Source organism: Amycolatopsis sp. NPDC004378 (assembly GCF_053602455.1).
Genome location: NZ_JBSGDR010000012.1, coordinates 105,319 through 130,091 on the forward strand (window position 1 = coordinate 105,319; position 24,773 = coordinate 130,091).

Annotated in this window: 30 protein-coding genes; 14 read left to right on the forward strand and 16 right to left on the reverse strand. The window is 72.7% G+C overall.

The window, feature by feature from the left end; translation table 11 throughout:
* Window positions 1-14: 14 nt before the first annotated feature.
* The 3 genes from ACWEN0_RS30390 to ACWEN0_RS30400 form a co-directional block, all read right to left on the reverse strand.
* Window positions 15-908 (reverse strand): isocitrate lyase/PEP mutase family protein, encoded by an 894-nt coding sequence (locus tag ACWEN0_RS30390; RefSeq protein WP_451981050.1) that lies wholly within the window; start codon window positions 906-908, stop codon window positions 15-17.
* 14 nt (window positions 909-922) lie between these two features.
* Window positions 923-2,113 (reverse strand): sialidase family protein, encoded by a 1,191-nt coding sequence (locus ACWEN0_RS30395; RefSeq protein WP_451981053.1) that lies wholly within the window; start codon window positions 2,111-2,113, stop codon window positions 923-925.
* A 111-nt stretch (window positions 2,114-2,224) separates the two neighbouring features.
* Window positions 2,225-2,638, reverse strand: coding sequence for a hypothetical protein (locus tag ACWEN0_RS30400; protein WP_451981056.1), 414 nt, complete (start codon window positions 2,636-2,638; stop codon window positions 2,225-2,227).
* Window positions 2,639-2,757: 119 nt separating this feature from the next.
* Between ACWEN0_RS30400 and ACWEN0_RS30405 the strand changes: the two genes are divergently transcribed.
* Window positions 2,758-3,540, forward strand: a complete 783-nt coding sequence (locus ACWEN0_RS30405; protein ID WP_451981552.1) for an FkbM family methyltransferase — start codon at window positions 2,758-2,760, stop codon at window positions 3,538-3,540.
* 104 nt (window positions 3,541-3,644) lie between these two features.
* Here ACWEN0_RS30405 and ACWEN0_RS30410 read toward each other — a convergent pair whose 3' ends face one another.
* Both ACWEN0_RS30410 and ACWEN0_RS30415 read right to left on the reverse strand, forming a co-directional pair.
* Complete coding sequence (locus ACWEN0_RS30410; protein WP_451981059.1) at window positions 3,645-4,790, reverse strand: NAD(P)/FAD-dependent oxidoreductase; 1,146 nt, start codon at window positions 4,788-4,790, stop codon at window positions 3,645-3,647.
* Between the two features lie 73 nt (window positions 4,791-4,863).
* The gene (locus ACWEN0_RS30415; protein ID WP_451981062.1) at window positions 4,864-5,103 is read right to left on the reverse strand and encodes a hypothetical protein; all 240 of its coding nucleotides are present in this window, start codon (window positions 5,101-5,103) and stop codon (window positions 4,864-4,866) included.
* A 211-nt stretch (window positions 5,104-5,314) separates the two neighbouring features.
* Between ACWEN0_RS30415 and ACWEN0_RS30420 the strand changes: the two genes are divergently transcribed.
* Complete coding sequence (locus ACWEN0_RS30420; RefSeq protein ID WP_451981065.1) at window positions 5,315-5,695, forward strand: ATP-binding protein; 381 nt, start codon at window positions 5,315-5,317, stop codon at window positions 5,693-5,695.
* 166 nt (window positions 5,696-5,861) lie between these two features.
* On the opposite strand, the gene ACWEN0_RS30425 is transcribed toward ACWEN0_RS30420, so the two are convergent.
* From ACWEN0_RS30425 to ACWEN0_RS30435, 3 genes are read right to left on the reverse strand one after another with little or no spacing between them, the layout of a single operon-like run.
* A complete protein-coding gene (locus ACWEN0_RS30425) occupies window positions 5,862-6,719 on the reverse strand; it encodes a S1 family peptidase (RefSeq protein WP_451981068.1) in 858 nt (285 codons plus the stop codon).
* Between the two features lie 48 nt (window positions 6,720-6,767).
* Entirely contained in the window at window positions 6,768-7,649 is an 882-nt protein-coding gene (locus ACWEN0_RS30430) for a CU044_5270 family protein (RefSeq protein ID WP_451981071.1), read from the reverse strand.
* Window positions 7,642-8,229, reverse strand: coding sequence for an RNA polymerase sigma factor (locus ACWEN0_RS30435; protein WP_451981074.1), 588 nt, complete (start codon window positions 8,227-8,229; stop codon window positions 7,642-7,644). The genes ACWEN0_RS30430 and ACWEN0_RS30435 overlap by 8 nt, the downstream gene beginning before the upstream one ends.
* Window positions 8,230-8,380: 151 nt before the next feature.
* On the opposite strand from ACWEN0_RS30435, the gene ACWEN0_RS30440 reads away from it, so the two are divergent.
* The gene (locus ACWEN0_RS30440; RefSeq protein WP_451981077.1) at window positions 8,381-9,394 is read left to right on the forward strand and encodes an amidohydrolase family protein; all 1,014 of its coding nucleotides are present in this window, start codon (window positions 8,381-8,383) and stop codon (window positions 9,392-9,394) included.
* 22 nt (window positions 9,395-9,416) lie between these two features.
* Here the strand turns inward: ACWEN0_RS30440 and ACWEN0_RS30445 are convergent, their stop codons facing one another.
* Complete coding sequence (locus ACWEN0_RS30445; RefSeq protein ID WP_451981080.1) at window positions 9,417-9,872, reverse strand: winged helix-turn-helix transcriptional regulator; 456 nt, start codon at window positions 9,870-9,872, stop codon at window positions 9,417-9,419.
* A 71-nt stretch (window positions 9,873-9,943) separates the two neighbouring features.
* On the opposite strand from ACWEN0_RS30445, the gene ACWEN0_RS30450 reads away from it, so the two are divergent.
* Window positions 9,944-11,143: an MFS transporter gene (locus ACWEN0_RS30450; protein WP_451981082.1), complete on the forward strand. Its 1,200-nt coding sequence runs from the start codon at window positions 9,944-9,946 to the stop codon at window positions 11,141-11,143.
* Complete coding sequence (locus tag ACWEN0_RS30455; RefSeq protein ID WP_451981085.1) at window positions 11,140-11,313, forward strand: hypothetical protein; 174 nt, start codon at window positions 11,140-11,142, stop codon at window positions 11,311-11,313. Before ACWEN0_RS30450 ends, ACWEN0_RS30455 begins: the two co-directional genes overlap by 4 nt.
* 4 nt (window positions 11,314-11,317) lie before the next feature.
* Here the strand turns inward: ACWEN0_RS30455 and ACWEN0_RS30460 are convergent, their stop codons facing one another.
* Window positions 11,318-11,785: a winged helix-turn-helix domain-containing protein gene (locus ACWEN0_RS30460; protein ID WP_451981088.1), complete on the reverse strand. Its 468-nt coding sequence runs from the start codon at window positions 11,783-11,785 to the stop codon at window positions 11,318-11,320.
* Between the two features lie 122 nt (window positions 11,786-11,907).
* On the opposite strand from ACWEN0_RS30460, the gene ACWEN0_RS30465 reads away from it, so the two are divergent.
* The 4 genes from ACWEN0_RS30465 (at window position 11,908) to ACWEN0_RS30480 (ending at window position 16,233) form a co-directional block, all read left to right on the forward strand.
* The gene (locus tag ACWEN0_RS30465; RefSeq protein ID WP_451981091.1) at window positions 11,908-13,044 is read left to right on the forward strand and encodes an LLM class flavin-dependent oxidoreductase; all 1,137 of its coding nucleotides are present in this window, start codon (window positions 11,908-11,910) and stop codon (window positions 13,042-13,044) included.
* Entirely contained in the window at window positions 13,041-14,330 is a 1,290-nt protein-coding gene (locus ACWEN0_RS30470; RefSeq protein WP_451981094.1) for an NtaA/DmoA family FMN-dependent monooxygenase, read from the forward strand. The genes ACWEN0_RS30465 and ACWEN0_RS30470 overlap by 4 nt, the downstream gene beginning before the upstream one ends.
* Window positions 14,331-14,404: 74 nt before the next feature.
* Entirely contained in the window at window positions 14,405-15,325 is a 921-nt protein-coding gene (locus tag ACWEN0_RS30475; RefSeq protein WP_451981097.1) for an ABC transporter substrate-binding protein, read from the forward strand.
* Between the two features lie 71 nt (window positions 15,326-15,396).
* Window positions 15,397-16,233 (forward strand): SAM-dependent methyltransferase, encoded by an 837-nt coding sequence (locus ACWEN0_RS30480; RefSeq protein WP_451981099.1) that lies wholly within the window; start codon window positions 15,397-15,399, stop codon window positions 16,231-16,233.
* 5 nt (window positions 16,234-16,238) lie between these two features.
* Here ACWEN0_RS30480 and ACWEN0_RS30485 read toward each other — a convergent pair whose 3' ends face one another.
* From ACWEN0_RS30485 to ACWEN0_RS30510, 6 genes are all read right to left on the reverse strand, one after another.
* Window positions 16,239-16,910 (reverse strand): glycerophosphodiester phosphodiesterase, encoded by a 672-nt coding sequence (locus ACWEN0_RS30485; RefSeq protein WP_451981102.1) that lies wholly within the window; start codon window positions 16,908-16,910, stop codon window positions 16,239-16,241.
* A gap of 10 nt (window positions 16,911-16,920) precedes the next feature.
* Window positions 16,921-17,889 (reverse strand): hypothetical protein, encoded by a 969-nt coding sequence (locus ACWEN0_RS30490; protein WP_451981105.1) that lies wholly within the window; start codon window positions 17,887-17,889, stop codon window positions 16,921-16,923.
* A 94-nt stretch (window positions 17,890-17,983) separates the two neighbouring features.
* Complete coding sequence (locus ACWEN0_RS30495) at window positions 17,984-18,910, reverse strand: DODA-type extradiol aromatic ring-opening family dioxygenase (protein WP_451981108.1); 927 nt, start codon at window positions 18,908-18,910, stop codon at window positions 17,984-17,986.
* The gene (locus tag ACWEN0_RS30500; protein WP_451981111.1) at window positions 18,910-19,806 is read right to left on the reverse strand and encodes an alpha/beta fold hydrolase; all 897 of its coding nucleotides are present in this window, start codon (window positions 19,804-19,806) and stop codon (window positions 18,910-18,912) included. The genes ACWEN0_RS30495 and ACWEN0_RS30500 overlap by 1 nt, the downstream gene beginning before the upstream one ends.
* Complete coding sequence (locus ACWEN0_RS30505) at window positions 19,803-20,285, reverse strand: cupin domain-containing protein (protein WP_451981114.1); 483 nt, start codon at window positions 20,283-20,285, stop codon at window positions 19,803-19,805. Before ACWEN0_RS30505 ends, ACWEN0_RS30500 begins: the two co-directional genes overlap by 4 nt.
* 11 nt (window positions 20,286-20,296) lie before the next feature.
* Window positions 20,297-21,088: an SDR family oxidoreductase gene (locus ACWEN0_RS30510; RefSeq protein WP_451981117.1), complete on the reverse strand. Its 792-nt coding sequence runs from the start codon at window positions 21,086-21,088 to the stop codon at window positions 20,297-20,299.
* Between the two features lie 41 nt (window positions 21,089-21,129).
* Here ACWEN0_RS30510 and ACWEN0_RS30515 point away from each other — a divergent pair, with 41 nt between their 5' ends.
* The 5 genes from ACWEN0_RS30515 to ACWEN0_RS30535 all read left to right on the forward strand — a co-directional run bounded on the left by ACWEN0_RS30515 (window position 21,130) and on the right by ACWEN0_RS30535 (window position 24,766).
* Window positions 21,130-21,921 carry an IclR family transcriptional regulator gene (locus tag ACWEN0_RS30515; RefSeq protein ID WP_451981120.1) on the forward strand — a complete coding sequence of 264 codons (792 nt, stop codon included), beginning with the start codon at window positions 21,130-21,132 and terminating at the stop codon, window positions 21,919-21,921.
* A gap of 97 nt (window positions 21,922-22,018) precedes the next feature.
* Window positions 22,019-23,506 (forward strand): flavin-containing monooxygenase, encoded by a 1,488-nt coding sequence (locus ACWEN0_RS30520; protein ID WP_451981123.1) that lies wholly within the window; start codon window positions 22,019-22,021, stop codon window positions 23,504-23,506.
* Between the two features lie 13 nt (window positions 23,507-23,519).
* Entirely contained in the window at window positions 23,520-23,963 is a 444-nt protein-coding gene (locus ACWEN0_RS30525; protein ID WP_451981126.1) for a cupin domain-containing protein, read from the forward strand.
* A complete protein-coding gene (locus tag ACWEN0_RS30530) occupies window positions 23,960-24,319 on the forward strand; it encodes a nuclear transport factor 2 family protein (RefSeq protein ID WP_451981129.1) in 360 nt (119 codons plus the stop codon). Before ACWEN0_RS30525 ends, ACWEN0_RS30530 begins: the two co-directional genes overlap by 4 nt.
* 198 nt (window positions 24,320-24,517) lie before the next feature.
* Window positions 24,518-24,766, forward strand: coding sequence for an ATP F0F1 synthase subunit C (locus tag ACWEN0_RS30535; RefSeq protein ID WP_451981130.1), 249 nt, complete (start codon window positions 24,518-24,520; stop codon window positions 24,764-24,766).
* Window positions 24,767-24,773 lie beyond the last annotated feature (7 nt).

Below are 24,773 nucleotides of genomic sequence, written 5' to 3' on the forward strand. Positions count from 1 at the left end.
ACCGACAAAACCGCTCAGCCGTCGCCGAACCGGTCGCCGATCGCCTCGATCTCCGGCAGCCCGGCCAGGTCCGCGAAGTCGGTCAGGCCCGGCAGGTCGCGGACCGCCCGCACCGGCGTGCCGTCGGCGGCGATCCGGCCGAGGACCGCGCGCATCGCCTCGGTGGCCGCCAGCAACGTCGAGATCGGACAGATCACCAGGCGGAACCCGAGTGCGCGCAGGCGGTCCCGGCCCAGGGGCGGCGTCTTCCCGCCCTCGGCCCAGTTGAACAGCAGCGGCACGTCGCGGAACTCCGCCGCCACCCGTTCGATCTCCGCTTCCGACTGCAGGGCTTCGACGAACAGCATGTCCGCGCCCGCGTCGCGGTACCGGTGGCCCCGGTCGATCGCCGCGTCGAGGCCCTCCACGGCCCGGGCGTCGGTCCGGGCGATCAGGACGAAGTCCGGGTCGGTGCGGGCCGCGACGGCCGCCCGGACGCGGTCGGTCATCGTCTCCGCCGGGACGACGCGCTTGCCTTCGAGGTGGCCGCAGCGCTTCGGCGCGACCTGGTCCTCCAGGTGGATGGCCGCGACGCCCGCCGCTTCGTACTCGCGGACCGTGCGGATCACGTTGAGCGCGTTGCCGTACCCCGTGTCGGCGTCGGCGATGACCGGGACCTCCACCGCCGACCGGATGCGGCCCGCCGCCTGGACCATCTCCGTCATCGTCAGCAGCCCGACGTCGGGGCGGCCGAGCAGCGACGCCGTCGTGCCGAAGCCCGTCATGTACACCGCCGGGAACCCGGCGGCCTCGACCAGCCGGGCGCTCAGCGCGTCGTACGCGCCGGGGGCGACCACCAGGTCGTCCCCGGCCAGCAGTTCCCGCAGCCGTGCCGGTCCGGGTACCCGCGGTGCCAGCAGGTCGGCCACGGCGCTCACCTCCGTCAGTGGTCCGAGGCGAGGCTCCCCAGGGAGAGCCGCTCGAACACGATCTTCTCGTACGGGCCGGCCGTGCCCGTCTCGTACAGCAGCCCGACCGTGCCGGGGTCAGTCTGCACCAGGTCGGAGTAGGCCGCCGGGCCACCGGTCAGCGTGGGGCCCGGGCGCCACGTGCGCCCGCGGTCGGTGCTCAGCCGCAGCCGCATCACCGCGCGCGTCGCCGGGTCCGCCGGTCCGGAGTACAGCAGCAGCCACGGGATCGTCGTCTGCAGCACGCTGCCCTCGACCTTCGTCCCGGACAGCGACGGCTGCACCCGGTACGGCTCGACGAGGGTCTTCCCGCCGTCGGTGCTGTAGCCGTCGACGCGGTGCGCGGCGGCCGAACCCTGGTTGCGGCTGGAGAAGTACAGCGTGCCGTCGGGCAGCTCGGTCGCCGACGTCTCGTTCGCGGCGACGACGCCGTCGGTGCGGTCGTCGGTGAAGCCGAGGTGCCAGGTGCGGCCGTCGTCGTCGCTGTAGAGGTCGTGGCCGCCGTAGTACTTCGCCTCGGTGCCGACGTCGGCCGAGCCCGCGGGCGGCGAGCCGGAGTGGTTGGCGGGCACGACGATCCGGCCCGCGTGCGGGCCGTGCCGCAGCAGCGTGGCGTGCCCGGGCCCGGTGGCGTACCACCGCCAGCCGGGCAGCTTGGTGCCGGCCGTGATGTCGCGCGCGGGGCTCCAGGTGCGCCCGTTGTCGCGGCTGCGCAGGACGAACACGCGGCGGGTGTCCCGAGCGGACGCCTGCCCGAACATGATCTGCCTCTCCGAGACGAGTCCGTTGTGGACAGTCAGCAGAACGAGCTCACCGTCGCGCGTGACCACGGGTGCCGGGTTGCCGGCGGTGGCGTCGCCGTTGCTGTCCACCACGGACAGCGGACCCCAGGTGCAGCCGCCGTCGGCCGAGGTGCGCGACACGGTCCGGATGGCTCCGGAGTCGCCGGCGGAATCCCGTCTCCCCTCGGCGAACGCGACCAGCGACCCGTTCGCGGCGCGGACCACCGCGGGGATGCGGAAGGTGTCGTAGCCCTCGGTGCCGGAGGTGAACGCGACGGAGGACGTGCAGCCGTGCGCCGGGCCGGCGAGGGCCGCGGGGGTGAGGGACACGGCGGTCGTGGCCGCCGCCAGGAAGATCGTGCTGAACCTGCGCAGGGGGGACACCGGGGTTCGACCTCCTCGTCGAGGTAGGACATGGGATGTCTGACGTCCTATGTCTCGACAACCTAAGGAGGCCGGGCCCGTTCGTCAAGGAACGCGCCGGGGTCTGTCCGGTCAGGCCGCGCAGGGCCCGAAGTAGAGGCACTCCACCAGCGCGCGGACGTCGTGCGCCCGCGCCCGGGACTCCAGCTCGTCGAGCAACGCGGTGAGCGCGCCGAGATCGATCGGGCCCGCGAACTGCCGCTCGGCGGTGTCGTGCTTCGCGCAGCCGCTGCCGCGCGGGTTGCCCGCCGGGACGACCGCGAACACGACTTCGCCGTCGTCGCCGAAGGTGAAGTGGCACCGCAGCGGGGTCGGCGTCGCGTCCGCGACCTCGTTCGTCCGTTCGCCGCCGAAGCTGGCGGGGTAGGACCAGCCCGCGGCCGGGTCGTCGAGGAACCCGGCGTCCGCCGGCGGGGTTTCGCCGTCGAGCCGCCAGCCGCGCGCCAACAGCAGGTCGTGCACCCGGGAGATCGGCGTCGCGGTCATGGGCGTCCCTTCGGATCGGCGGGCTCCCAGTGTGGCCGGAGCGGCCGCGCCACGATCGAGCGACCTACCAATGGGTCTGGACCTCCGGTGCGAGGGCTGATAAGCCTCTGCCCGTGACGATGGACCTGCACAGCATCAACCCGTGGGAAGTGTCGTTCCTGCGCGAAGAGGTCGGCGGCTACTTCGCGCACGGCATCGAGCTCACGCCCGGCGCGACCGTCCTGGACGTCGGGGCCAACGTCGGCGTCTTCTCCGCGGCGGTGTACGAACGGCTGGACGGCGACGTGCGGATCTACGCCTTCGAGCCGCTGCCCCCGCTCCACGAGAAGCTCGACCGCAACGGCCGCGACTTCTTCGCGGGCAAGCTGAAAGCGCTGCCTTTCGGGCTGGCGTCCGGTGAGGACGAGCTCGACTTCAGCTACTTCCCGGGCGCGACGATCTTCTCGTCGTCGTGGCGGGACTCGGGCAACGTCGAAGCGGAACGGCGGCGGGTCACCGCCAGCATCGTCGAGATGATCCGGCAGGGCGGCCTCGGCCCGGCGGCACGCCGTGTCCCCGCCCCCGTGCTGCGGGGGCTCGTCGGCCGCAAGCTGAAGGTGATGCGGCAGCTCGAGACGCACCGGGTCCGCGTCCGGCCGCTGTCCCCGGTGCTCGACGAGGAGGGCATCGACCGCGTCGACCTGCTCAAGGTCGACGTCGAGGGTGCCGAGCTGGAGGTCCTGCGCGGCATCGAGGACCGGCACTGGCCACTGGTCCGGCAGGCGGTCGTCGAGGTGGAACGCTGGACGGAGAACCGCGACCGCGTCCGCGAGGTGTTCGGCGAGCGCGGGTTCGCGGTCGAGGCCGTGCAGGACCCGGTCCAGCAGGCGGCCGACATCGGCATGGTGTTCGCGCTGCGGTGAGCGCCGCCTGACCTTTGTGTCCACAATGGACTTGGGTCGATCGGGTGAAAAGTCCGGAGTCGCGGCGCGAGGTGCCGAGGCGCGCGCCTCGGCACCCCGGGCCGTCAGGCGTCGACCGAGGGCGTTCGCAGCAGTTCCCGGCGCCGGGTGTCCTTGAGCCAGACGTTGCGGGCGCCGGGCTTGCGGGCCTCGCCCGCCAGCTGCTTGACCGTGCCGCGGCAGACGAGCTCCTTCACCTTCGCGCCCAGCCGGCCGCCGAGGTGGAAGCGGACCGCGGTGTCGTCGCGGCGGGCGAACTGGAAGACCCCGGCGCGCCGGCCCAGGCTCAGGCAGACTCCGGCGAACCCGACGTCGGCGGGCGCGGGCCGGGTGCCCGCGATCCGGCTGAGCACGGTTTCGGCCGCCTGCGGGCCCAGCTGGACCGCGGACTGGCAGCCCATCCGGTACGGCAGGTCCGACGGCGCCGCCGCGTCGCCGGCCGCGACGACCCGGTCGTCGTCGACGCTGGTCAGCGTCTCGTCGGTGCGGAGGCGGCCCAGCGCGTCGGTGCTCAACCCGCTGCGCGCGGCCAGGTCCGGCACGCCGAACCCGGTGGTCCAGACGGTCACCTCGCTCGGCAGCTCGCGGCCGTCGGCGAGCCGCACGGCGTCGCGCGTCACCTCGCTCGCCACGGCGTCGGCGAGCACCGTGACACCCAGCGAAGCGAGCCGCGCGGCCACGGCGCGGCGCCCCTTCGGGTGCAGGTACGGCCCCAGTTCGCCGCCGCACACGAGCGTGACGTCACGGCCCGTCTCCGCCAGTTCCGCCGCGGTCTCGATCCCGGCCGGGCCGGCGCCGACGACCGTCACGGTGGCGGCGGCCGCGACGACCGGCCGCAGTCGCCGGGCCTCTTCGAACGTCGTGACGGGATAGGCGAATCGGGGCACGTCCGGGCGGCCGCTGCCGACCGCGTAGACGAGGTAGTCGTAGCCGAGGACGTCCGCCTCGGACAGCCGGACCTCGCGCGCGGCCGGGTCGATCGTCGTCACGGTGCCGACGACCAGCCGGACGCGCTCGGCCAGGACGTCGCGGAAGCCGGTGACGGCGTCGTGGGTGCCGGCGGCGAGCTGGTGCAGGCGGATCCGCTCGACGAAGTGCGGACGCGGGTTGACCAGGGTCACGGCGACGTCGTCGCGACGGGTCAGGCGGTTGGCGGCCATGACGCCGGCGTATCCGCCGCCGATCACGACCACTTCGGTGGGCACGGCCATGGTGTCTCCTCAGCTGAACGGGTTCGGCCCAGAGACACCGCGTGCCCGGACGCTGTGACAGCTGTGAGCGGCCTCACGCGTCACTGGGGGAGCGGCTCCACACCACGGCTTCGTGCCACGCGGCGATCAGCGCTTCGTCGTCGGCGAAGCTCGGGCACTGCCCGACCGGGATCCACGCCTGCCCGACCGGTTCGCCGTCTTCGACGCGCAGCACCGTCACCCCGGCGTACTCCAGCACTTCGTGGCCGTGCCCGGCGGGGACCGAGACCGCGCGGGTGCCCAGCTGCAACCGCACCTTTCGTTCGCCCGTCATCGACCCCGCTTTCCCCTCGGATGTTCCACGGTGTTGTCGCGCGCCGGGCGTGCGGTGTAACAGCTTGGCGCCGAGGTCTGCGGTGAACGGCCGGAATCGCCCGGTAAATGGTGGTTGAGCGGCGATCGGGTGCGTCCGTTCGTGCTAACCCGGGTGTGAAAACCGCGCCGCCGGGAATCCGGCACCCGAAGCGATCTGGGGGTGGCGAGGGATGACACGCGAAAGTTTCGGGTTCACGGCGGAGGCGGCGCAGGTCAGGCTGGTGCGGTCGTGGGTGCGCGACCGGCTGGCGGCGGGCGCCGTCCCGGACGACGTGGCCGCCGACGTGGTGCTGATCTCGGGCGAACTGGCGGGCAACGCGGTCCGGCACGCGGCCGGGCCCCTGCGGGCGGTGCTGGTCTGCACCGACGACGCGGTGTGGATCGGCGTGGAGGACGCGGGCGGCTCGGCGTGGTTCGACCCGGCGGCCCCCGACGCGGCCCCGAGGGGCACGGGGCTGACGCTGGTCGCGGCCTGTGCGGGCCGCCGCGGCCACTTCCACCGCGACGACGGCGGCAAGACCGTCTGGGCTGAGATCCCGCTCGCCTCCTGAAGCCGCCCGCCGGTCCTGCGGCGCCGGAGCCCTCGGCGGCCGCGCGCCAGAGCCCGCGTCGCACGGGTCGGCGAGTCGCTCGATGGCGCCGGCCCGCGCGCCGGAGCCCGCGTCGCACGGGTCGCCGGGCTGGCCGCTGCGGCCGGCGCACGCGGGTCCCAGTACGTCAGCCGGTCTGCTCGCGGATCCAGCCCGCGACGACGTCCACCCGGGCGATCGTCTCGGGGCCCGGCTGCGGGCACGGCGGCCCGGTGTTCACGATGGCCACCAGCCGCCCGGTGTGGTCGTCGCCGGAGACGAAGAACGGGCCGCCCGAGTCCTCCGGGCAGGGGCCGTTGTCCACCGTGCGCGTGCCCACCGGCAGGGCCTCCAACGTGGACCCGCCGATGCCCGACACCCGGAAGCGCCCGCGCTTGAGGTGGTCGGACGGGCCGAGCACGGTCGCCGAGTGCGAGCCCCAGCCCGCGAACTGCAGCTCCTCGCCGACCGCCGGGCGGGTCGAGGCCAGCGCGACCGGGGTGATGTCGTCCACCGGCGCGCTGAGCTCGGCCACGGCCAGGTCGTTGACCGGCGACTGGCGGACGTCGACGACCTGGGCCGTGTGCCCGCCCGGGTCGCTGTCCTTCACCCGCCCGACCGTCACCGTCATCGTGTACGGCGGCCGGCCGCCGATCCGGGCGTCCTGCAGGTCGTGGAAGCAGTGCCCGGCCGTGACGACCCACCGCGGCGCCACGAGTGCGCCGCTGCACGCGCCGTCGCGCACGCCGCCGCCCGGGACCGGGATGTCCCGGGACGTCAGTTTCGCGTTGAACGGGAGGATCGGAGCCGGGGGTGGTGGTGCCGGGGCGCGGCCCAGCGCGCTCGCGTCGGGCAGGCTGTGCCCGACGGCCGAAGCGGCCAGGGCGGGCACGGCGATCAGCGTGCCCGTCGCGGCGTGGGCGAACGCGGCACCCGCCCCCACCAGCACCGCGACGGTCACCGCGCGGGCGCGGAACCGCCGCCGTCGATCCGAAGTCGTCCTCACACCTTCAATGCACGGATGAGAGCGCCGGATGGTTGCGAACCCGGCCCGTCAGGGGCGCTGCCCGGCTTCGTCGACGAACGTCTTCACCGTCACCGCGCTGTCCTCGGTGCCGAGGTACTGGTGCGTGGTGGCGTCGAAGACGATGACGAGCGGCTTCGCCTCCGGGGCCGAGCCCGGCGGGTTGGGCCAGGTGATCCCGACGCCCGGGCGGCCGGCGGCGTCCGTGACGTGGTCGAGGGCCCGCAGCCCCGGCACCTTCGCCGCCGCCTGGAACAGGGCCGCGTAGGACGCGGGGGGCAGGGCCTGCTCGTTCGCCATGGTGAGCACGTCCTTGCCCATCGCGTTGGTGTCGCCCTTTTCGCCGCTGTGGTGGGCGTTCAGGTAGGCGAGCATCGCGTCGGCCGTCGTCGGCAGGTCGGTCCGGTAGGCGGGCGACGGCGCACAGTCCTCCAGCGTGCCGTTCCTGCGCGGGTCGTTGGCGCCCCAGACGGGCGTTTTGCCGTCGCGGCAGCCGGGGAACTTCGTGTCCTTGCCGAGCAGGCCGTCGCGGGTGCCATCGACCGACAGCCAGATCTCGCGCGTGCTGTGGTCCCGGTACTCCGTCTTCACGTAGAGGAACTGGTCCGGGCGCGGGGGCTTCGCGGGCGCTTGGAGGGCCGCACTCGCCGCTTCGGCCAGCACCCGCACCGGGTCGGCGTTCGCGACGGCGGGACCGATGCCCACCTGCTCGGCCGGGGCGAACGAGACGACCGCGGTGATCGCCGCGGCCAGGCCGATCGAGGCGCCGGCGGCCCAGAACCAGCGCCGGGAGCGGTGCGGCCGTTCGCCGCGCGCGGCGGCCAGCAGCCGGTCCCGGGCCGGGGCGAGCCGTTCGGCGGGCGCGAAGCCGACGGCTTCCGCGCGTTCGCGGATCAGGTCGAGGTCATCCATGGCTCGAGGTCTCCTTCACGGGGTCGAGGGCGCCGAGCTCGGCGCGGACGCGGCCGCGGGCGCGGCTGAGCCGCGACTTGACGGTGCCGACGGGAATGGCGAGGGCTTCGGCGACCTCCTGGTAGCCCAGCCCTTCGGCGGCGACGAGCAGCAGGACGTCCCGCTCGCGCGGGCCCAGCGCGGCGAGGGCGCGGTCCAGGTCCGCGCCGAGGGCCTGGGCGGAGACGCGGTCGGCGACCCGGTCGGCGTGGCCCTCTTCGGGCGCCTGCGGTCCGACGGCGAGGCGGAGCTTGAGTTCGCGCACCTCGGCCCGCCGGTGGCGCGACACGAGGTTCGTCGCGATGCCGTAGAGCCACGGGCGCGCGTCCGGCCGCGCGAGGTCGAATTTGGCCCGCTTGTCGAACGCCACCAGGAACGTGTCGGCGAGGACGTCGTCCGCGGCCGCCGCGCCGAGGCGCCGGGCCAGGTAGCGGTGGATGTGCCGGGCGTGGCGGTCGAAGATCACCGCGAACAGGCTCGGTTCCTGCTGCGACCGCGCGATCACACTCGCGTCGTCGTCTTCGGGTTCTTCCGGGGTCATCGCCCGCCTTTCGCCGCGGTCAGTTTCACCTGCTCTTCGCACGAACCCCGGAACGGGTTCTCGGACTCCGGGGCACCGGCGGGAAAAGTGACCCGGTTCACGTCCGGACGGCGGTACGGTCGAAGCCGAAGATCACGAAGGGGGTGGGGCGGTGCTGCCGAAGATCGCGCTCGAAGAGGCCTACGAGCACCCGGACCGCGTCGCCCGGCTGCTGGCCGACGAGGAAGCGCTCGCCGACGCGTCGCACCGCGGCGGTGTGACGCCCGAGTTCTACCGGCCGGTGATGGAGAAGCTGCGCGAGTTCGACGACGTCCGGCTCGGCAGCATGGACCGGGCGGGCATCGCCCACACGATCCTGTCGCTCACCGCGCCGGGCATCCAGGGCATCGTCGACCCCGCGGCGGCGACGGCGGAAGCGCGGCGGCAGAACGACTTCCTCGCCGGGCAGGTGGCGAAGCACCCGGACCGGTACTCGGCGTTCGCCGCGGTCGCGGTGCAGGAGCCGGACAACGCGGCGGCCGAGCTGCGCCGCGCGGTCACCGAGCTCGGCTTCAAGGGTGTGCTCGTCAACGGCTACACGAACGTCGGCGACGAAGACCACGGCAGCTACCTCGACGAGCCGCGCTACCACGGCTTCTGGGAGACGCTCTGCGAGCTCGACGTGCCCCTGTACCTGCACCCGCGGCCGTCGCTGCCGGGCGGGCAGGCGCTCTACGCCGGGCACCCGGAGATGAAGGGCGCCACCTGGGGCTTCGGCACCGAAACGGCGGCACACGCGGTGCGGCTGCTGCTGGGCGGGCACTTCGACCGCTTCCCGGCGGCGAAGCTGATCCTCGGGCACCTGGGGGAGGCGCTGCCCGCACTGCTGTGGCGCACGCAGACCATGTTCGAGGCCAACCCGTTCGGCAACCGGCCGCGCCGGACGCTGCCCGAGTACGTCGCGGACAACGTCTGGATCACCACCAGCGGCGCCTTTTCCGACCACGCGCTGATCAACGCGGTGCTGACGGTCGGCGCCGACCACATCATGTTCTCCGTGGACTACCCCTATTCGGAGAACGCCGGGGCCGCCGAGTGGATCGAGCGCGCCCCGATCAGCGAGCTGGACCGCCGCAAGATCGCGCACGGCAACGCCGCCGCGCTGTTCGGCATCGAGCTCGGGTGACGCCCCGCGGACACCGTTCGCGTCAGCCGGGTCGCTGACGGCTTTTCCGCACCGTCGTCGTCTCGCTGGTCAGTGGTCGTCCGCCGGGAGCCGCGGGGACGAGTGGCGGGACGACGACGCCGTGCTCGTCGACCAGGACCGAATGGGGTTCCCCCGCCGCGAAAGCGTGCCGCTCGCCCCACTGGCGCAGCGTGACGATCACCGGGAAGAAGTCCTTGCCCGCCTGGGTGAGCTCGTACCCGCGGCGTTTGCCTGACGCCGCTTCGGCCGGCGCGATCAGGCCGTGCGCGGTCAGCTTGCGGAGCCGGTCGGTGAGGATGTTGCGCGCGATGCCCGTGCGCTGCTGGAAGTCCGTGAACGAGCGGGCGCCGTCCATCGCGTCGCGCAGGATCAGCAGGCTCCACCGGTCGCCGACCAGGTCGGCCGCCCGGGCGACCGGGCAGTCCGGGTCCGTCCACGCCGTCACGAGCCCTCCCATGAGTTGCGTTTTGAAACCATTCTCACCTACGCTCCGATGAGTTGCAAATTGCAACCAATCGGGAGGTCGTGGTGGGGCGCGGGACGAGGCTGCTGCTGGCGGTCGTGTGCGGGGTGGCGGTCGCGGGCGTCTACGCGGGGCAGCCCGTGCTCGGCCCGATGGGCGACGACCTGGGCGTGGCCCGGGACGCGGTCGGCTGGTTCGTGGCCGCCGGGCAGCTCGGCTACCTCGTCGGGCTGGTGCTGCTGGTGCCGCTGGGCGACCTGCTCGACCGCGGCCGGCTGATCGCGGCCCACCTCGGGCTGGTGGCGGCCGGCCTGGCGGTCACGGCGACCGCGCCCGCCGGCTGGGTGGCGTTCGGCGGTCTCGCGCTCGCGGGACTCTTCGCGGTGGTCGTGCAGACCGCCGTCGCCTACGCGGCCGCGCTGTCCCCGCCCGGCGAGCGGGGACGCAACCTCGGCGTCGTCACGTCCGGCGTGGTGATCGGCATCCTCGGCGCGCGGACGGTCACCGGCGTCCTGGCCGATCTGTGGGGCTGGCGCGGCGCGTACGTCGTCCTGGCGGTCCTCGCCGCCGCCCTGTGCGTGCTCTGCCTGGTCGCACTGCCCGCCGACGCTCGCTCCGGGACCGGAGGCTACGGGCGGGTTCTCCGTTCCCTGGGCGGGATGTTCACCCAGCGGGTGTTCCTCGGCCGCGGGCTGATCGCGTTCTTCCTCTTCGCCTCCTTCGGCACGTTCTGGAGCGGCGTGGCACTACCGCTGGCCGGAGATCCGTGGCACCTGAGCGAAACGCACATCGGGCTCTTCGGCGTCGCCGGGCTGGCGGGCGCGCTGGGGGCGGCCCGGGCCGGCCGCGGGAACGACGCGGGGCACGGCCGGCGGATCACCGGCGTCGCGCTCGTCCTCCTGCTCGGCTCGTGGCTCGCGATCGGGCAGCTCGAGTGGTCGCTGCTCGTGCCGATCGCCGGCGTGGTGGTGCTCGACTTCGCCGTCCAGGTCGTGCACGTCGGCAACCAGCACGTCCTCACGAACCGCTACGCCGACCGCACGAGCAGCGCGATCGGCGGCTACATGGTGTTCTACTCGGTCGGTTCCGCCCTCGGCGCCGCCGCGACGACCGCGCTGTACGACGTCGCGGGCTGGACCGGCTCGGCGATCCTCGGGGCGGCGCTCGCCTTCTGCGCCCTGCTCGTCTTTTCAGGATGTGGACGCACTGGGGCGGCGGCGCCGGTGCGCCGAGAATGTCCCGACGGCGAGAGGAGTGCCCGATGAAGCGGATGGTGCGCGCGCTCGGCTGGGCGTTCACCGGGATCGGCTGGGTGCTCGTGCCGCCGGTCCCGCCGTTCGAACCCGCGTCGGTGGTGCCGGTGCCGCGGCCGGACGCGCCGACGGTCCCGTTGTCACGGCGGGAGCGCGAGGCGTTCCGGCGGATCGTCCACTGAGGACTCAGTCCAGGGCCACCGGCGCCGAACCTTCGAAGCGGTAGCCGATCCCGCGGACCGTCGTGATCGGGTCGAGGTGCGGTTCGAGCTTCGCTCGCAGCTTCCGGACGTGGACGTCGACGGTCCGGTCGTTGCCGTCCTGCCGCGGCCACAACGCGGTCTTCAGCGCGGCGCGGGTGAAGACGCGGTCCGGGTGCGCGCGCAGGAAGCGCAGCAGGTCGAACTCGAGCCGCGTCAGCGCGAGCGGCGCGCCGAGCAAGAGCGCGCGCCGGGCGCCGGTCTCGATGCGCAGCACCGGATCCGACACCAGCCGCAGGCGCGGCGGCCGGCGGATCGTGGTGACGTCGACGCTCGCCAGGCCGTCCAGCGCCGTGGCCAGCCGGGCGGCGACGAGGGCCGCGTCACCGGCCGGGCCCGTGAGGTCGATGCGGATGCTGACCTGCAGCACCTCGGACGTCGCAGTGCTCGTCATGGCCGCGAGTCTGGGCCGTGACCGCCGCCGCGCGAAGTCCGCCCGGTGGCTGGAACGGCTTGACGGACGGGTGTCCCTTGTCGGCACGATGATCGTGTCCCACGAGCCGGACGGAGCCCGCGATGAGATTCCAGGTGCTGGACATCCTGCCCCACTTGACGAACCCGGTGACCGGTCGCCGGATCCGCACCGACGAGCGCTTCGCCCAGGCGCTCACCTCCGCGCGCTACGCCGAAGAGTTCGGCTTCGACGCCGTCGCGCTCGGCGAACGGCACGCCGGGCACTTCCTGAGCAGCGGCGTGACCGTGCTGCTCGGCGCGATCGCCGCGACGACCAGCCGGGTCCGGATCCAGACCGGCGTGTCGGTCCTGTCGATCCACGACCCGCTGCGCGTCGCCGAGGACTACGCCACCGTCGACCAGCTCTCCCGCGGCCGGCTCGAGCTGGTCATCGGCAAGGGCAACGAGCTGCGCCAGCTGCCGATGTTCGGCATCGGCAACGGCGACCAGTGGGACGCGCTCGCCGAGAAGTACGAGCTGCTGCGCCGCCTCTGGCGCGAAGAGGACGTCACCTGGGAAGGGCGCTTCCGCGGTCCGCTGCGCGAGGTGACCAGCCTGCCGCGCCCGTTCGCCGGCGCGCCCCGCGTCTGGCACGGCTCGGCGACCACGCGGACCTCGGCCGAGCTGGCGGCCCGGTGGGGCGACCCGCTCTTCTCCGCCAACGCGATCCAGCCGCGCGACAACTACACCGTGCTGATCGAGCACTACCGCAAGCTGTACGCCGAACACGGCCACGACCCGCGCTTCGCCTTCGTCGGCGCGGGCGCCGGCTTCCTGTACCTGGCCGACACCACCCAGGAAGCCCGGGACGCGTTCGGCCCGACGTACGAGAAGATCGTCGCCTTCTTCAACCAGCCCGGCAACCACACCCCGGGCAACGCGATGGAGTTCCCGACGATCGACGACGCGATCGCGCGCGGGCCCGTCCTCGTCGGCAGCCCCCAGCAGATCGCCGAGAAGATCCTGTGGTGGCACGAGGCGTTCGGGCACGACCTGCAGTCGTTCAGCCTGCCCACCATGATCCCGCACGAGCAGCAGCTCGCCATGCTCGAGCGCTTCGCCTCGGAGGTCGTCCCGGTGGTGCGCGCGGCCGCGCCCACGGCATTGTGGAGTGACCAGGACCCGTACGGCGGGCGTCCCGCCGTCCACGGGCGGAGCGTCGCCGACGCCGCGAGCACCGTCGAAGGAGCCGCTCCGTGAGCGCGAACCAACTGCACTTCACCGCCTTCATCTGGCCCAACGGCTACCACGAGTCCGCGTGGCGGGTCGTCGGCGACGACGTCCGCGGCGTGCTCGGCCTGCCGTACTACGCGGACATCGCGCGCACCGCCGAGCGCGGGCTGATGGACTCGATCTTCCTGGCCGACAACATCGCGATCGCCGAATACCGCGTCACGCACCTGCCGCAGACGCAGTTCGACCCGGTTTCGGTGCTCTCGGCCCTGGCCGCGGTCACCACGGACATCGGCCTGATCGGCACGGGCTCGACGACCTACAACAAGCCGTGGGAGCTCGCCCGCCGGTTCGCCACGCTCGACCACCTCAGCGGCGGCCGCGCCGGCTGGAACATCGTCACCACCATCACGTCGCTGGCCGCGGCGAACTTCGGCGAGAAGGCCCACCCCGACCACGCCGACCGGTACGAGCGCGCCCACGAGTTCGTGGACGTCGTCACCCGCGTGTGGGACAGCTGGGACGAGGACGCGATCGTGGGCGACCGCGAAAAGGGCGTCTGGGCCGACCGCGCCAAGCTGCACGCGCCGCGCTTCCACGGGAAGTTCTACGACGTCGAAGGCGTGCTGCCGTTCCCGCGGTCGCCGCAGGGGCGGCCGGTGCTCGTCCAGGCGGGACAGTCGGCCGCCGGCATCGGGCTCGCCGCGCGGTACGCCGAGCTGGTGTTCTCCGGGCCGCCGTCGCTGGAAGCCGCGGTGAAGTTCCGCGCCGAGCTGGACGCCCAGGTCGTCGCGGCGGGCCGGAACCCGGCGGACGTGCGGGTGCTGCCCGCCCTGATGGTGACCCTCGGCGGCACCGAGGCCGAGGCGAAGGCCCGGGCCGAGCGGCTCGAAGAGCTGGCCAGCCCGGAGTTCCGCTGGCAGAACGCGCTCTACACCGCCGGCCTCGACCCGGACGCGTTCGACCCCGACGCCCCGCTGCCCGCGGAGCTGCGGGCCGAAGGCGGGTCGAGCCGCCTGCAGCAGCTGGCCGCGGCGGCCCGCGAACGTCCCGGCGCCCCGCTGCGCGAAATCGCCGCCCGGATCACCGGGGGAGCGGGGCAGACGCACTTCGTCGGCACGCCGGAGCAGCTCGCCGACCACGTGCTCACCTGGCAGGACGCCGGGGCCGTCGACGGGTTCACCATCATGGGATCCACGCTGCCCTACGAGCTGACCGCGTTCGTCGACCACGTCGTGCCGATCCTGCAGGCCAAGGGCCGGTACCGGACCGGATACACCGGCTCGACGTTGCGTGGGCACCTCGCCGGGTGATTCCCAGCATGTGGTTTCTGTCGGTGGTGCTGGTTAGGGTCCTCACGTCCGATCTTGACTGAGGAGCGTGGGACGTGGGCTGGACCCGGAACATCCGAGTGGCCGCACTGGTGGCGGTGGCCGCGCTGGGCCTGACGGCGTGCGGCGGCGGGGACGGCAAACCCGCCGCGGCGGGCAAGGGCGGGGCGCCGATCGTCGTCGCGTCCTTCAACTTCACCGACAGCCAGATCCTGGCCGAGATCTACGCGGGCGCGCTGGAGGCCAAGGGCTACCCGGTCACGCGCAAGCTGAACCTCGGTTCGCGGGAGCTGATCTACCCGTCGCTCAAGAGCGGCGAGCTGCAGTTCATCCCGGAGTACCAGGGCTCGGCGATCGCCGCCGGCTTCGGCAAGGACCCGGTGAAGGACGCCAAGGGCGAGCACGAACAGCTGGCGAAGCTGCTCGAGCCCAGCGGCGTCTCGCTGCTGGACTACGCGGCGGCGGAGGACAAGAACACCTACATCGTGAAGGCCGACCTGGCGAAGTCCGAGGGCCTCACGTCGATCGGCGACCTCAAGAAGCTCGACAAGGTCGTCCTCGCCGGCGGCCCGGAGTGCGAGAAGCGGCTGACCTGCTTCAAGGGCTTCACGGACGTCTACAAGCTGACGAACGCGACGTTCCAGACCGTCCAGGAGCTCGGGCCGCGGGTCCAGCAGCTCGACTCCGGGGCCGTCACGGTCATCCCGGTCGACTCGGTGAGCCCGCTGGCCGGCGACGCCAAGTACGTGGCGCTGAAGGACGACCTGGCCATGGTGCCGACGGAGAACGTCGTCCCGGCGGTGAACAAGAAGGTGCTCGACGAGCGGGGCGCGGACTTCACGGCCGTGGTCAACGCGGTGAGCGCGAAGCTGACGACGGAAGGCATGCGGGAACTGAACAAGCGCGTCGACTCCGACGGCGAGAAGGCCGCCGACGTAGCAAAGGACTGGCTCTCCCAGCAAGGACTCGCCGGGTGACCCCGTTTCACGGAATAGAGTGATTCGACTACCCTGGGTGCCGTCTTCGTCGGCACGACAGGGAGCTGGTTGTGGCATCCGAGGTGGGGACCGGCCCGAACACGCCGGTCGGGGTCGATCCGAGCCGGGCGAGCATCGCGCGCATGTACGACTACGTGCTGGGCGGCAAGGACCACTACCAGGTCGACCGGGACGAGCTGGCCCGGCTGCGGCAGGTCATGCCCGAGGTCGCCGACCTGGCCCTGGAGAACCGCCGGTACCTGATCCGGGTCTGCCGGTTCCTCGCCGAGCGGGCCGGGGTCGACCAGTACCTCGACTGCGGGTCGGGCCTGCCGACCACGGAGAACGTGCACCAGGTCGTGCAGCGCGTGGACAAGCTGGCGAAGGTCGTCTACGTCGACAACGACCCGGTCGTGGTCGCGCACGGCCAGGCGCTGCTGGAGGAGAACGAGCGGACCCGGTTCGTCGCCGGCGACATCTTCGAGCCCAAGTCGATCCTCGGGCACGAGGTCGTGCGCGAGCACCTCGACTGGACGCGGCCGATCGCCCTGATGTTCGTGGCCACCCTGCACCACCACAAGGGCGACCGGCACCGCCCGGCCGAGATCATGCGCGAGTACGTCGACGCGCTGCCTTCGGGCTCCTACGTCGCGATCTCGCACCTGTTCGACCCGGGCGAGGGCGGCGACCACGACACGATGGCGGCCTTCCAGGACGCCATCGCCCGCGGCTCCCTGGGCGGCGCCACCGCCCGCACCGAGGCCGAGATCAAGGAATTGCTGCCCGGCCTGGAGCTGGTGGACCCGGGCATCGTGCTGCTGGCGAACTGGTGGTCGGACGGCCCGAACCTCAAGCCCCTCAACACCGCCCAGCGCCTCATCGCCGGCGTCGTCGCCCGCAAACCCTGAGCGGTTCAGCGGGGCACGCGGTCGGGGTGGTCGGTGATGATGCCGTCAACGCCGAGCCGCACCGCGCGCGCGATTTCACGCGGGTCGTTGACCGTCCAGGCGTAGACCGGGATCGCCGCCTCCTGCAGCGCCGTGACCTGCTCCGGGCGGATCGACTCGAAGCCCAGCCCGGCGCAGCGGGCGCCGGCTTCCCGGGCCATGCGCACCGGGTCGATCGGGGCCGCCTCGACGAGGGCGATCGTGTCCACGTAGGGGTGCCCGGCGGCGGCTTCGCGGACCACGTCGTGGTGGAACGAAGCGATCGCGCACTGGTCCGCCGGGAGGCTCTCGAGGACCGTCTTGAGCACCGCGTCGACCGTCCCGGGGGTGAGGACCTCCGCCATCAGCCGGACCGCGGTTCCGCGCAGCAGTTCGCACACCTCGGCGAGCAGCGGTACCGGCTCGCCGCCGACCCGGACCCGGGCGCGCAGCTCGTCGTGGTCGAGGTCCCAGAGGTAGCCGGATTCGTCGGTCACGCGGTCGAGGAGCTTGTCGTGGAACACCACGAGCCGGCCGTCGCGCGTGGGCTGGACGTCGATCTCGACCATGTCCACGCCGAGCCCGATCGCCTTCTCGACCGACACCAGGGTGTTCTCCGGTGCGTGGCCTGCCGCCCCGCGGTGCCCGATGACCAGCATTGCCGTCCTTTCAGGAGGCGCACAGCCGAGTGCCGTGCTTCCAGTGGTGTTCGAACCACGAGCGGTACACCCGGAAGAGGTGGGCGGTCATGGGGTCCGCGCCCTTGCTGTCGAAGTAGAGGTAGCCGAACTCACCGCCGTGCAGCTTGCCCTGCGCGAACTCGGTGAAGCCGAGGTACAGGTGGCGGTCGTCCACGAGGAAACCGTGCAGCACCGGAGGCAGGTCGTAGGACCGGATCTCGATCGAGATGTTGCTGCGCCGGAGGAAGGCCGCGTTCTCGGCGATCTGGTTGCCGACCTTCTCGACGACCGCGGCCGCGGTCCCGGTGTGGATCGAGCTGCCGCCGTCGACGATCGGGCGGATCCGCTCGGCGGTCCCGTCGATCAGCATCCCGTGGTAGTCGAGGTTCTGGAGGTTCTTCTGGAAGATCAGCCGGTAGAGCAGGAAGGTCTGCACGACTTCGAGGTCGAGACCGAGGTTCAGCACCTCCGTCCGCTCGGCGGGCACCACGTCGGTCGCGATCAGCCCCTGGATGTGGTCGAGGACCTCCTGGACGCCGGCGAGCACGGTGAGGCCCGGTCCGGCAGCCGCGGCCGGGCCGGGGGAGCGGCGCAGCAGCTCGTCGACGACGGCTTCGCCGGGAGCGTGCCGCAGGAGCAGGCCGATCAGCTGCTTGTCACCGGATTCGACCGCCGTCTGCAGCGGTGTCCGGCCGTCGACCCGGGCGTCGGCGCGGACTCCGGCCCGCAGCAGCAGCCGGACCGCCTTCCGGTCGTCGTCGGCGATCCGCCGGCTCAACGAGCTGTCGGAGACCTCGACCCCGAGGCGGCGCAGGGCGGACCGGGCGCGGGCTCGTTTCGAAAAGACCCAGACGAGAAGACCGCTGGCGGCCAGGAGGACCGTGATCGCCGCGCCGAGGATGTCGGTCCAGCTGCCCGCGTCGAGCGCCGAAGTACTCGCGAGGACCTGGGACACCACCTGACGATCCTCCCCCCGGGCCGAACCGGTCGGTTGCCCAGCGTAGCAGGATCGGTGCCGTTCGCAGGCCTCTTTCGGCGTGCCCGCGCCGTGGTCAGGTGACCGGGAACGTCGTGCCGATGCCCATCCCGGTGATCCACTCCGGCACCGGCTCGTAGCTCGTCCACGAAAGCGGTGCCCCGGTGGCGACCTGGCCGATCAGCCAGCAGCGCACCTCGTGGCCGCCGCTGCCCGCCAGGTCTTCCAGCTTCTCGTGGCCGAGGTCGGCGACCGAACCGGCATCGTTCTCGGACAGGCGGTCGAGGAACCACCGGTCCCACTCCGTGTTGACCCGGGCGGCCGGGTCGCCGCCCATCGCGCGGACGCGGGGTTCGCGCGCCGCGGCGAACGCCCGGACGTCCGCGCGGCCGTGGATCAGGGACTCCCGGCGTTCACCCGCCACTTCGCGCGGGTCGTTGGAGGGCAGCCAGTGCGACAGCCCGCCGCTCGCCGCCACCAGGACACGCCCGGCGACGTCGGCCGACCGCAGCGCCGCGCCCAGCGCCTCGCCCAGGGCGACGCACCGACGCAGCGAAGGCAACGGCGGCGCCGCGGTGTTGACGACCAGCGGCACCATCGGCACCCCGGACCCGGTGAGCATCTCGTAGGTCTGCGCGATTCCGTGGTCGACCGTCAGCGAATACGACAGCGACACGTCGAACCCGGCCTCGGTCAGTCCGTTGTGGACGGACCACGCCAGGGCACCCGCGACCGGAAGCGGGCCTTCGGTGCTGCCGAAGTCCCCGAACCCGACCGCGTGCTCGACGCCCAGCACGAACGGCGGCATCACGTCGTAGAAATTGCCGTGGAAGTGGTCGGGCCCGATCACGACGATCGCGTCCGGGGCCAGCGCTTCCACCGCGCGGCGCGCCAGCGAAGCGTCGGCGAGGAACTTCGCGCCCGGCCCGCCCGCGGCCGGCGGCGGCAGCAACGTCGCGAACGGGCTGTGGGACATCCCGGCGAACCCGGCGATCCCGGCCATCAGGACGGGTCCTCTCCGGACAGCAGCCAGGTGCGGTGGACGTCGAGGAACTCCCCGACCTGCTCCCACTGCGGCCAGTGCCCGGCGTCGTCGATGACGTGCAGCCGCGCGTCGGGCAGCCAGCCGAGCAGCAGTTCGGCCTCGTCGAGCCCGCCCGTGGGGTCGTGGCTCGTCCACAGCAGCAACGTCGGCGCCTTCACTCGCGACACCCACGCCGGGTCCCACGCGAAGTCCTTGCGCACCGCCGGGTCCTGCAGCACCAGCGTGTTGGTGATCGCCCGGACGAACCCCGGCCGCGAGTAGACCCGGCGGCGCAGGTTCACCAGCTCGTCGGTGACCATCTCCTTGTGGTGGAACAGGAACTCGACGCGGCGGCGCACGGTCTCGTCGCTGGGGTCGAGCACCGCGGCCATCGTGCTGTCGCGCATCCGGGCCATCACCGCGGGCTTGTTCGCGATGTTGCCCGGGGTGTTGAGCACCAGGCGGTCCACGCGGTCCGGGTGGTGCGCGGCGGTCCAGGCGGCCACCCAGCCGCCGAGCGACTCGCCCGACAGGTGGGCCCGGTCGATGCCGAGAACGTCCAAAAGGGACACGAGGTGCCCGGCGAGGACGTCGATCGTGTACGGCCGGTCGGGCAGGTCCGACCAGCCGTGGCCGACCATGTCGTAGACCGTGACGCGGAAGTCGCGCGCCAGCCCGGCCAGGTCGCGGGCGTAGGCCTCGAGGTGCCCGCCGGTGCCGTGCAGCAGCACCAGGTCCGGCCCGGCGCCCGCCCGCAGGACCCGCGTCCGCACCGGACGGCCGTCCAGCGGCACGTCCACGTAGCGCAGCGTGTGCTCGAGCTCGCCCAGCTCGCCCCAGATCCCGACGTGGCCGGGGATCGGCGAAGTCGTCATCGGTCCTCCTGGTGCCGGGCCTCGGCCATGGTCGCGAGGCCCGCGCTCTGGCGGCGGCCGAGCCCGAACAGGTCCAGCAGCCGCGAGTTTTCGATGGTCAGGAACTCGACCGGGTGCTCGGCCGAGTCGTTGAAGTGGCGGTGCCAGGTCCACGGCGGGGTGTAGACGAACGAGCCGGCCGTCCACCCGACGGTTTCGTCTTCGATCTCGCTGTGGCCGTCGCCGCTCAGGACGAAGTGGACGGTCTCGTGGTGGTGGCGCTGCATGTCCGAGCTCTCGCCGGCCGGGATCACCTGCCGGAACAGCTCGAACGTCGTGGTCGGCAGCTTCCCGGCGATCCGCAGCGACGTCGGGTTCGGCACCGCGCCGGGCGGGAGCTGCTCGAGTTCGCCGTCGTGCACGACGAGCGGCCGCTGCCGGCCGGGGCGGACGGTGTGGCTGAGGCTCGCGAGGAAGTCGGTCAGGACGAAGCCGGTCATGAACGCACCTCTCAGGCTGGGCATTCCGTGCGGCCGCCGTCGACGGTCAGCACGGATCCGGTGACATACCCTGCTTCGGGCGAGGCCAGGAACGCCACCGCGGCCGCGACTTCGCGCGGTGCGGCGGCCCGGCCGGCGGGGATGGCGGCGAGGTCCTCGGCCAGCGCGGTCGCGACGTCGACCCCCGCCGCGCCGGCCCGGCTGCGCACGACTTCGAGGCGCCGCGCGGTGAGCGTCGCGCCGACGGCGACGCAGTTCACCGTGACGCCGCGGTCGGCGTACTCGAGCGCGGCCAGCTTCGCCGCGGCCGTCGTCGCCGACCGCAGGACCGTCGAGGCGGCGAGCCCCGGCTGCGGCTGCCGCACCGCGGTCGAGGTGAGCACGACGACGCGACCGAACCCGCGCTCGGCCATCGCGGGCAACGCGGCCCGCATCAGGGCCAGCGGGCCGAGGACGAGCAGGTCGAGGTCGTGGTGCCACTGCTCGGCGGGGACGTCGAACACGCCACCCGGCGCCGGGCCGCCCGCGGTGGCCACGACGACGTCGAGCGAACCGTGCCGCTCGTGCACCTGCGCCACCGCGCCGGCCGCCGCGGCCGGGTCCGCGAGGTCGCAGACGACGTAGCCGGCGCCGGGTCCGAGCTCGATCGCCGTTTCGGCGAGCGTGGCCTCCGTGCGGCCCGCGAGCACGACGTCGTGCCCGCTCGCGTGCAGGGCGGCCGCGCAGGCCGAGCCGATGCCACCGGCACCGCCGCCGACGAGCGCGACGCGGCGGCGTTTCGCGAAGGACTGGTTGGTCTCCATGATGTGTCCTACATTCGGGCCATGACCCCCGGTGACCAAGGATGAGTCCCACTGCCCGGGACTCCCACGACGGCGCGCTCGAACGAGCCGCGGCGTTGCTGGGCGCGTTCGACATGGCGCACCGCGAGCTGACGCTGTCCCGGCTCGTCGAGCGCTCCGGCCTGCCGCGCTCGACCGTGCACCGCACCGCGGCCCGGATGATCGAGTTGGGCTGGCTGGACAAGCCGGGGGAGAAGTACCGGATCGGCAACCGCCTGTTCGAGCTGTCCGGCCTGGTCCCGGTGCGCCACGAGCTGCGGGAGGCCGTCCTGCCGTACCTGCAGGACCTCTACGCGGCGGCGAAGACGACCGTGCAGCTCGGCGTTCTCGAAGGCACCCGGGTGCTGGTCGTCGAGAAGATCAGCGGGCACCGGCAGCTGCCGATGCTCGACCAGGTCGGCGGGTTCGTCCCGGCGCACTGCTCCGGGCTGGGCCGGGCGATCCTCGCCTGGTCGGACGCCGAAACGGTCGGCGCGGTCGTCGCCGGCGGGCTCACCCGGCGCACCGCGCGGACCATCACCGGCGCCGAAGCGCTGGCACGCGAACTGGCCGTCGTGCACGAGCAGGGCTGGGCCCACGACCGCGAGGAGGGCATCGCCGGCATCAGCTGCGTCGCGGCCCCGATCTTCGACTTCACCGGCAACGTCACCGCCGCCCTGTCGGTCACCGGGCCCACCGCCGCCGTGCAGCCCGACCGGATCGGGCCGGCCGTGCGGATGGCGGCCGCCGCGGCGAGCCGCGCCTACGCCGCGCGGCGGTGGGCGGTGCCCCGGCCCGACCTGCCGTCCCAGTGAACAGGACTCGCCGTTGGTCCGCCGCGGCGGCTGATCCAGGCTGTGGCGCACGCCGAGCCGGGTCACCGGCACGGGTGCTCGACGAGGAGGACCAGGCATGCGCGTCGCGATCATCGGGGCCGGGCTCGCCGGGCTGACCACGGCCAAGGTGCTGCTGCAGGCCGGCCACGACATCGAGGTGTTCGAGAAGGCCCCGGACGTCGGCGGTGTGTGGAGCCGCACCCGGCGCTACCCCGGGCTGACCACGCAGAGCCCCAAGGCGCAGTACTCCTTTTCGGACTTCCCGATGCCGCGGGAGTTCCCGGAATGGCCCACGGGCGCGCAGATCCAGGAGTACCTCGCCGCCTACGCCTGCGAGTTCGGCGTCACCCCGCACCTGCGGCTCGGCACCGAGGTGACGTCGGCGGTGCCCGACGGCGGCCGCTGGGTGGTGACGACCGCGGCGCAGGGGGCCGCGGCCTACGACCGGGTCGTCGTCGCCAACGGCGTGTTCTGCGAGCCCGCGCTCCCGGAGTTCCCCGGCCGCGCGGAGTTCGAGTCCGCGGGCGGGCGGCTGCTGGCCGGCTCGGACTTCCACGACGTCGAAGCCGCGCGGGACAGGCACGTGCTCGTCGTGGGCTACGGCAAGTCCGCCTGCGACGTGACGGTCGCGATCAGCGAGGTCGCCGCGAGCACCGACGTCATCGCCCGCCAGCTGCTGTGGAAGGTGCCGCGCAAGGTCGCGGGCGTGCTCAACTTCAAGGTGCTGCTGCTGACCCGGCTGGGCGAGGCCCTGTTCCGCTACCGGTGGCTGCGCGGCTTCGAGAAGTTCCTGCACGGCCCCGGAAACCGGCTGCGGCGCTCGATGCTGAACTCCATCGGCACGGTGTCGGTGCGGCAGTTCGGGCTCGCGAAGCACGACCTCGTCCCGCGCGGCCGGATGGAGGACATCGTCAAGAACGCGATCGGCCTCGCGACCGAAGGGTTCTTCGAAGGCGTCGCGGACGGGTCGATCCGCGTCCACCGCGACACGGTGATCGCGCGGCTGACCGCCGACGGCCGGACGGGTGCGGAGCTGGCCGACGGCACCGCGTTGCCCGCCGACCTGGTCGTCTGCGCGACCGGCTTCAGCCAGGGCGTGCCGTTCCTGCCCGCGCCGGTCCGGGACCGGCTCTTCGACGACCGCGGGAACTTCCTGCTGTACCGCCAGATCCAGCCGATCGGCGTGCCCGGCCTGTACTTCAACGGCTACAACTCCTCGTTCTTCAGCCCGCTCAACGCCGAGATGGCGGCACTGTGGATCGCGGCGGACCTCGGCGGCGCGCTGACCCTGCCGGACGAACCGGCCCGGCGCGAGGACGTCGTCGCCCAGCTCGCCTTCCTCGACGTCGCGACGGGCGGGCACCACTGCCACGGCACGAAGATCATCCCGTTCTCCATCCACAACGTCGACGAGGTGCTCGGCGACCTCGGCGTCCAGCTCGGCCGGTTCACCCGCTTCACGCACTGGCTGAACCCGGTGTCGCCGGCCGCCTACCGCTCGCTCGGGCCGAAGGTGCTGGCCCGGCTGGAAAACACCCCCGAACCCGCGAAAGCCCCGCTGTAGAAAGGAGTCCCGAATGGACACCGCGACCGGCGTGATCCGCCCCGGCGACGGCACGAACCTCGGCGCGATCGGCCTGGGCATCCACGCCCGGCTCACCGGCGCCGACACCGGCGGCGCGTACTCGCTGTTCGAGTACGTCGTGCCGCCGGGCCTCGGCGGCCCGCCGACCCACGTCCACACCCGCGAGGACGAGCTGTTCACCTGCGTCCAGGGCCGGGTCGAGGTGGAGCTGGACGGCGTCCGGCACGTACTCGGCCAAGGCGACTCGCTGCTCATGCCGCGCGGCGTGCCGCACGTGTTCCGCAACCCGTTCGACGAGGAGACGCGCGTCATCGCCGTGGTTTCGCCGCCGGGGCTGGAGAACTACTACGAGGAGCTCTCCCAGCTGCCGCCCGGGCGCGACATGAAGCTCGTCGCCGAGGTGATGACGCGCTACGGCCTGGCGCTGCAGCAGTGAGCCACGAGGAGCTGGTCCGCGCCCTGTGCGCGGCGGTCGACGCGGGCGACGCGGAGTCGTTCGCGTCGTGGTTCACCGACGACGCGACGTACGTGTTCGGCAACAACCCGCCGCTGACCGGCCGGGCCGCGATCACCGCGGCGACGGCCGGCGCGGCGGGAGCCCTGCCGTGGGTGCGCCACGTCGTCGACCAGGTCGCGGCGGTCGGCGACCAGCTGTTCTGCCGCTTCACCGTCGAGACGGCGGCCCCCGACGGCACGCCGCTGGCCCTGCCGTGCGTCACGGTCATCCGGCTCGCCGGGGACCGCGTGCGCGACTACCGCGTTCACATGGACCTGACCCCGGCGCTCGCCTGATTCACCCGCGCATTTCGCTTTCGGGCGGGACGTCCGTATTCCGTGATATCCTCGGGGTACGGAACCGCTCGGTTCCGGGGGAATCCCTTCGAGTGTTCCGCCCGGTGAATTCCGTTCACCCGACGACAGCTGTCGATTCTCGGCGCCTCCGCACGACCCTGTCCTTGCTTCAGCGCACCGACGTAAAGGGGAATGCCCATGAGGGACATCGTTCTGGCCGAAACCGCCTCCATCAACCAGGGCCTCGCCGCCATCGGCTACGGGCTCGGCGCGATCGGCCCGGGAATCGGCGTGGGACTCATCTTCGCAGCCGTCATCAACGGTTCCGCGCGGCAGCCCGAAGCTCGGGGAAAATTGCAGACGATCGGGTACTCGACCTTCGTCCTGACCGAAGTTCTCGCCCTGATCGGCATTGTGATCTACTTCATCGCTTCGCGGTCCACGTGAGACCGCC

Excerpts from the sequence above, each read along its gene's own strand:
- ACWEN0_RS30485 (WP_451981102.1), bottom strand. The coding sequence starts at position 16,910 with ATGCTGGTCATCGGGCACCGCGGGGCGGCAGGCCACGCACCGGAGAAC.
- ACWEN0_RS30445 (WP_451981080.1), bottom strand. The coding sequence starts at position 9,872 with ATGGGAGGGCTCGTGACGGCGTGGACGGACCCGGACTGCCCGGTCGCC.
- ACWEN0_RS30515 (WP_451981120.1), top strand. The coding sequence starts at position 21,130 with ATGAGTCCCACTGCCCGGGACTCCCACGACGGCGCGCTCGAACGAGCC.
- ACWEN0_RS30495 (WP_451981108.1), bottom strand. The coding sequence starts at position 18,910 with ATGGCCGGGATCGCCGGGTTCGCCGGGATGTCCCACAGCCCGTTCGCG.
- ACWEN0_RS30525 (WP_451981126.1), top strand. The coding sequence starts at position 23,520 with ATGGACACCGCGACCGGCGTGATCCGCCCCGGCGACGGCACGAACCTC.
- ACWEN0_RS30455 (WP_451981085.1), top strand. The coding sequence starts at position 11,140 with ATGAAGCGGATGGTGCGCGCGCTCGGCTGGGCGTTCACCGGGATCGGC.
- ACWEN0_RS30410 (WP_451981059.1), bottom strand. The coding sequence starts at position 4,790 with ATGGCCGTGCCCACCGAAGTGGTCGTGATCGGCGGCGGATACGCCGGC.
- ACWEN0_RS30460 (WP_451981088.1), bottom strand. The coding sequence starts at position 11,785 with ATGACGAGCACTGCGACGTCCGAGGTGCTGCAGGTCAGCATCCGCATC.
- ACWEN0_RS30465 (WP_451981091.1), top strand. The coding sequence starts at position 11,908 with ATGAGATTCCAGGTGCTGGACATCCTGCCCCACTTGACGAACCCGGTG.
- ACWEN0_RS30500 (WP_451981111.1), bottom strand. The coding sequence starts at position 19,806 with ATGACGACTTCGCCGATCCCCGGCCACGTCGGGATCTGGGGCGAGCTG.
- ACWEN0_RS30520 (WP_451981123.1), top strand. The coding sequence starts at position 22,019 with ATGCGCGTCGCGATCATCGGGGCCGGGCTCGCCGGGCTGACCACGGCC.
- ACWEN0_RS30505 (WP_451981114.1), bottom strand. The coding sequence starts at position 20,285 with ATGACCGGCTTCGTCCTGACCGACTTCCTCGCGAGCCTCAGCCACACC.
- ACWEN0_RS30400 (WP_451981056.1), bottom strand. The coding sequence starts at position 2,638 with ATGACCGCGACGCCGATCTCCCGGGTGCACGACCTGCTGTTGGCGCGC.
- ACWEN0_RS30420 (WP_451981065.1), top strand. The coding sequence starts at position 5,315 with ATGACACGCGAAAGTTTCGGGTTCACGGCGGAGGCGGCGCAGGTCAGG.
- ACWEN0_RS30535 (WP_451981130.1), top strand. The coding sequence starts at position 24,518 with ATGAGGGACATCGTTCTGGCCGAAACCGCCTCCATCAACCAGGGCCTC.
- ACWEN0_RS30510 (WP_451981117.1), bottom strand. The coding sequence starts at position 21,088 with ATGGAGACCAACCAGTCCTTCGCGAAACGCCGCCGCGTCGCGCTCGTC.
- ACWEN0_RS30405 (WP_451981552.1), top strand. The coding sequence starts at position 2,758 with ATGGACCTGCACAGCATCAACCCGTGGGAAGTGTCGTTCCTGCGCGAA.
- ACWEN0_RS30415 (WP_451981062.1), bottom strand. The coding sequence starts at position 5,103 with ATGACGGGCGAACGAAAGGTGCGGTTGCAGCTGGGCACCCGCGCGGTC.
- ACWEN0_RS30435 (WP_451981074.1), bottom strand. The coding sequence starts at position 8,229 with ATGACCCCGGAAGAACCCGAAGACGACGACGCGAGTGTGATCGCGCGG.
- ACWEN0_RS30430 (WP_451981071.1), bottom strand. The coding sequence starts at position 7,649 with ATGGATGACCTCGACCTGATCCGCGAACGCGCGGAAGCCGTCGGCTTC.